The following is a 4,978-nucleotide window of genomic DNA, read 5'->3' as shown; positions in this document are numbered from 1 at the left end:
AGGTGGGTCGTGCGCGTCGGGCGGGGGTGTCGTCCTTCGGGATCAGTGGGACGAACGCGCACGTGATCCTGGAGCAGGCGCCGGAGGTCGCGCTGCCTTCGGAGGAGGTGGTGGAGCCGTCGGGGGTGGTGGCCTGGCCGGTGTCGGCGCGCACCGACGCGGCGTTGCGCGCCCAGGCCGCACGACTGCTGGCCTACACCGAGCGGCACCCGGACGTGGACCCGGGCACGCTGGGCCGGGCCCTGGTCTCCACCCGCTCCGCTTTCGAGCGGCGGGCGGTGGTGCTGGGCTCGGAGCGCTCCGAACTGCTGGACGGCCTCCGGGCGTTGGCGACCGGTACGGATGCCTCCGGCTCCTCCGGGCCGGTCACCGGCTCTGCCCGTGACGGTGGTCGTACGGCGTTCGTGTTCACGGGTCAGGGCAGTCAGTGGTCGGGTATGGGGCGTGGGTTGTACGGGGCGTTCCCGGTGTTCGCGGCGGCGTTCGACGAGGTGTGCGCGGCGTTCGATCCGTTGTTGGGGCGGTCGTTGCGGGAGGTGGTGTTCGAGGGCGGGGAGCTGCTGGACCGTACGGAGTTCACTCAGCCGGCGTTGTTCGCGGTGGAGGTGGCGCTGTACCGGTTGGCGGTGTCGGCGGGTGTGACGGCGGATGTGGTGGCCGGGCATTCGATCGGCGGGGTGGTGGCGGCGTTCGTGGCGGGTGCGTTCTCGCTGCACGATGCTGCGGTGTTGGTGGCGGCCCGGGGTCGGTTGATGGGGTCGGCGCGTTCGGGTGGGGCGATGGTGGCGGTGGAGGCCGCGGAGGGGGAGGTGCTGGCCGAACTGGTGGGCCTGGAGGGGTCGGTGTCGTTGGCGGCGGTGAACGGTCCGCGTTCGGTGGTGCTCTCCGGTGACGACGGCGCGGTGCTGGAGTTGGCCGGGCGGTGGCGTGAACGCGGTCGCAGGGTCAAGCAGTTGACGGTCAGTCATGCGTTCCATTCGCCGCACATGGACGGCGTGTTGGAGGAGTTCACGCGGGTGGCGGGCGGGGTGGTGTTCGCGGAGCCGTTGCTGCCGGTGGTCTCCGATCTGACCGGCGGCCTGGCCACGGCGGAGGAGTTCGCGGACCCGGCGTACTGGGCGCGGCACATCCGTTCGGCGGTGCGCTTCCACGACGTCGTGCAGACGCTGCACGAGCAGGGCGTCACCCGCTACCTGGAACTGGGCCCCGACGCCGTCCTCACCCCGCTCGTCCGGGAGGCGCTGGACCAGGACGCCGACCCCGTCGCCGTCCTCCCGCTCGCCCGTCGCGGCCGTCCGGAGGTCCGCGTCCTGGCGGACGCGCTGGCCCGGCTGTACGCCGCCGGCGCCCCGGCCGAGGTGCTGCGGCCGCTGCTGCCCGGCCCGGCGGTCCCACTGGACCTGCCCACCTACCCGTTCCAGCACACCCACTACTGGTCGGCGCCCCGCCCGGTCACCGACGCCGCCGCCCTCGGGCTGGCCGAGGCCGGCCACCCCCTGCTGGCCGCCGCCGTCGGGACCGCCGAGGACGGCGGACTGCTGCTCACCGGCCGGATCTCCCCGGCCGGGCAGGCCTGGCTCGCGGAGCACGAGATCCTCGGCACCCCGCTGCTGCCCGGCACCGCCTTCCTGGAACTGGCGCTGGCCGCCGCCGCCCGCATCGGTGCCGACGGCGTCGAGGAGCTGACCCTGCACGCCCCGCTGCCGCTGCCCGCCGGCGGCGCCGTCCAACTCCAGCTCGCGGTCGGCCCGTCGGACGGGAACGGGCGCCGGACCCTGGCCGTCCACGCCCGCCCCCAGCGCCCCGGCCAGGAGGACGGCGAGGGCTGGACCAGGCACGCCGAAGGCCTGCTCACCGAGGGCTCGCTCACCGAGGCCCTTCCGGGGGCGGCTCCGGCGGCCGCGCCGGAGCTCGCCGCCTGGCCGCCGGCCGGCGCCGAACCGCTGGACCCGGACGCCCTGTACGCCCGGCTGCTCGCCCGGGGGTACGCGTACGGCCCCGCCTTCCAGGGCGTGCGCGCGGCCTGGCGGCTCGGCCCGGAGCTGTTCGCCGAACTCGCGCTGGGCGACGAACAGGCGCTCTCCGCCGAGGCGTTCGGCATCCATCCGGCCCTGCTGGACGCCGCCCTGCACCCGCTGGTGGACGCCGAGAGCGCCGACCGGGCCGCCGGGGGCGGCCTGCCGCTGCCGTTCTCCTTCGGTGCCGTCCGGCTGCACGCCCAGGGAGCGGCCCTGCTGCGGGTCCGCTGGACACCGGGCGCCGAAGGGGCCGCCCTCGCGGCCTTCGACGTCGAGGGCCGGCCCGTGCTGTCCGTCGGCTCGCTCGCCCTGCGCACCGCGACACCCGCCGACGCCGCCGACCGGTCCGCCGAGCGCGGGGCGCTGCACCGCCTCGACTGGATCCCCGTGCCGGTCGACGCCCGGCCCGCCCCCGGGCGGACCCTGCTGCTCGGGCCCGCACCGCAGGGCCTGTCCGCGCTGCCCGCCCTCCCGGACCCGGCCGCACTGCGCGCCGCCCTCGACGCGGGGCAGCCCGCCCCCGGGACCGTCCTCGCCGTCCTGCCGGACACCGGCGCCGACCGGCCCGCCGCAGCGCGCGAGCTCACCCGCGAAGCGCTGCGGCTCGCCCAGGACTGGCTGGCCGACGAGCGCTTGGCGGACACCGTCCTCGCCGTCCTCACCCGGCACGCGGTCGCCGCCACCGCCGCCACCGCCGCCACGGGCGCCACCGCCGCCACGGGCGCCACCGCCGCCACGGCCGACGGTCCCGCGCCCGACCCGGCCGCGGCCGCCGTCTGGGGGCTGCTGCGCAGCGCCCAGAGCGAGCACCCCGACCGCTTCCGGCTCGTCGACCTGGACGACGACCCGGCCTCGGCCGCCGCGCTCCCGGCCGCCCTGGCCACCGGCCTGCCCCAACTCGCCCTGCGCGCGGGCGCGGTACTCCGACCCGTGCTCCAGCCCGTGCCGTCACCCCGCCCGTCCCGACCGGCCGACAGCCCCGCGACGGGCCGGACCGACGGCGCCGCACCGGCCCTGGCCGACAGCCCCGCGCCGGACCTGACCGGGGGCACCGTCCTGATCACCGGCGGCACCGGCGGCCTGGGCGGCCTGCTCGCCCGCCACCTGGTGGAGCGGCACGGCGTCCGACGGCTGCTGCTGGTCAGCCGCCGTGGCCCGGCGGCCCCCGGAGCGGCCGAGACCGCCGCCGAACTGACCGCCCTGGGCGCGGAGGTGGTCCTCGCCGCCGCCGACACCGGAGACCGGGCCGCGCTGGCCGCCCTCCTCGCCGACCTGCCGACCGACCGTCCGCTGCGCGCGGTCCTCCACCTCGCCGGAATCGTGGACGACGCCACCCTCACCGGACTCGACGCCGACCGGATCGCCCGGGTGCTGCGGCCCAAGGCGGACGCCGCCTGGCACCTGCACGAGCTCACCGCCGACCTCGACCTGGCCGCCTTCGTCCTGTTCTCCTCCGTCTCGGGCATCACCGGCACCGCCGGCCAGGGCGGCTACGCGGCCGCCAACAGCTTCCTGGACGCGCTCGCCCAGCACCGCCGGACACTCGGCCTGCCCGCCCTCTCGCTGGCCTGGTCGCTCTGGGCCGACCAGGACGGCATGGCCGGCGCCCTGGACGCCGAGGCCCTCCGCCGCTGGAGCCGCAGCGGGCTGCCGCCGCTGGACACCACGGCCGCACTGGAGCTGTTCGACGCGGCGCTCGCCGGAACCGCCCTGCTCGCCCGAGCCGACACACTCGCCGGATCCGCCCCGTTCGCCGGAGCCGACCCGCTGCTGGTACCGGCCAGGATCGACCGGGCCGCACTGCGCGCCCGCGCCGCCGAGGGACCGCTGCCGGCCCCGCTGCGCGGCCTGGTCCGCACCCCGCTGCGCCGCAGTGCCGCCGCGCGCGCCGGAGGACCGGCGGGCGGCACCGGCTGGGCCGAGCGCACCGCCGCCCTCCCCGAGGCCGAACGCGCCCGGACGGCAGCGGAGTTGGTGCGCGGAGCGGTGGCCGCCGTGCTCGGGCACAGCGGCACGGACACCGTCGACCCGGACCGTGCCTTCAAGGACCTCGGCCTGGACTCGCTGACCGCCGTGGAACTGCGCAACCGCCTCAACACCGCGACGGGCCTGCGACTGCCCGCCACCGTCGTCTTCGACCAGCCCTCCCCGGCCGCCCTGGCCCGGCGCCTGCTCGCCGAGCTGGACGGCACCCGGACCGTGGACCGGGAGGTGTCGGTGGTGCGGGCGGTGGTGGTGGACGAGCCGGTGGCGATCGTGGGGATGGCGTGCCGGTATCCGGGTGGGGTGGGGTCGCCGGAGGAGTTGTGGCGGTTGGTGGTGGAGGGGCGGGATGCGATCTCGTCGTTCCCCTCGGACCGGGGCTGGGACCTCGACGCGCTCTACCACCCCGACCCCGACCACCACGGCACCTCCTACGCCCGCGAGGGCGGCTTCCTGCACCGAGCGGCCGACTTCGACGCGGAGTTCTTCGGGATCTCGCCGCGTGAGGCGGCGGCGATGGACCCGCAGCAGCGGCTGCTGCTGGAGTCGTCCTGGGAGGCGCTGGAGTCGGCCGGGATCGACCCGGCCGACCTGCGCGGCAGCCGCACCGGCGTCTTCGCCGGGGTGATGTACAACGACTACGGCTCCCGGCTCCAGCGCGCCCCCGAGGGCTACGAGGGGTACCTGCTGACCGGCAACACCTCCAGCGTGATCTCCGGCCGGATCGCCTACACCTTCGGGCTGGAGGGCCCGGCGGTGACGGTGGACACGGCCTGCTCCTCCTCGCTGGTCGCGCTCCACCTGGCCGCCCAGGCCCTGCGCAGCGGCGAGGCGGACCTCGCGCTGGCCGGCGGCGTCACCGTGATGGCCCGGCCGGACACCTTCGTGGAGTTCAGTCGGCAGCGGGGGTTGTCGGTGGACGGTCGGTGCCGGTCGTTCGCGGCGGGTGCGGACGGGACGGGGTGGAGTGAGGGGGT

Annotated in this window: 1 protein-coding gene; it reads left to right on the top strand. The window is 76.9% G+C overall.

What is annotated here, in order from left to right:
* Nucleotides 1–62 precede the first annotated feature (62 nt).
* Nucleotides 63–4,978, top strand: a 4,916-nt coding sequence (locus tag ACFY2K_RS43350; RefSeq protein ID WP_387718632.1) for an SDR family NAD(P)-dependent oxidoreductase, incomplete at its 3' end; no start/stop codon positions are given.

The organism is Kitasatospora sp. NPDC001309 (assembly GCF_042896295.1).
GTDB lineage: Bacteria > Actinomycetota > Actinomycetes > Streptomycetales > Streptomycetaceae > Kitasatospora.
This window is presented reverse-complemented; position numbering and strand designations above follow the sequence as displayed.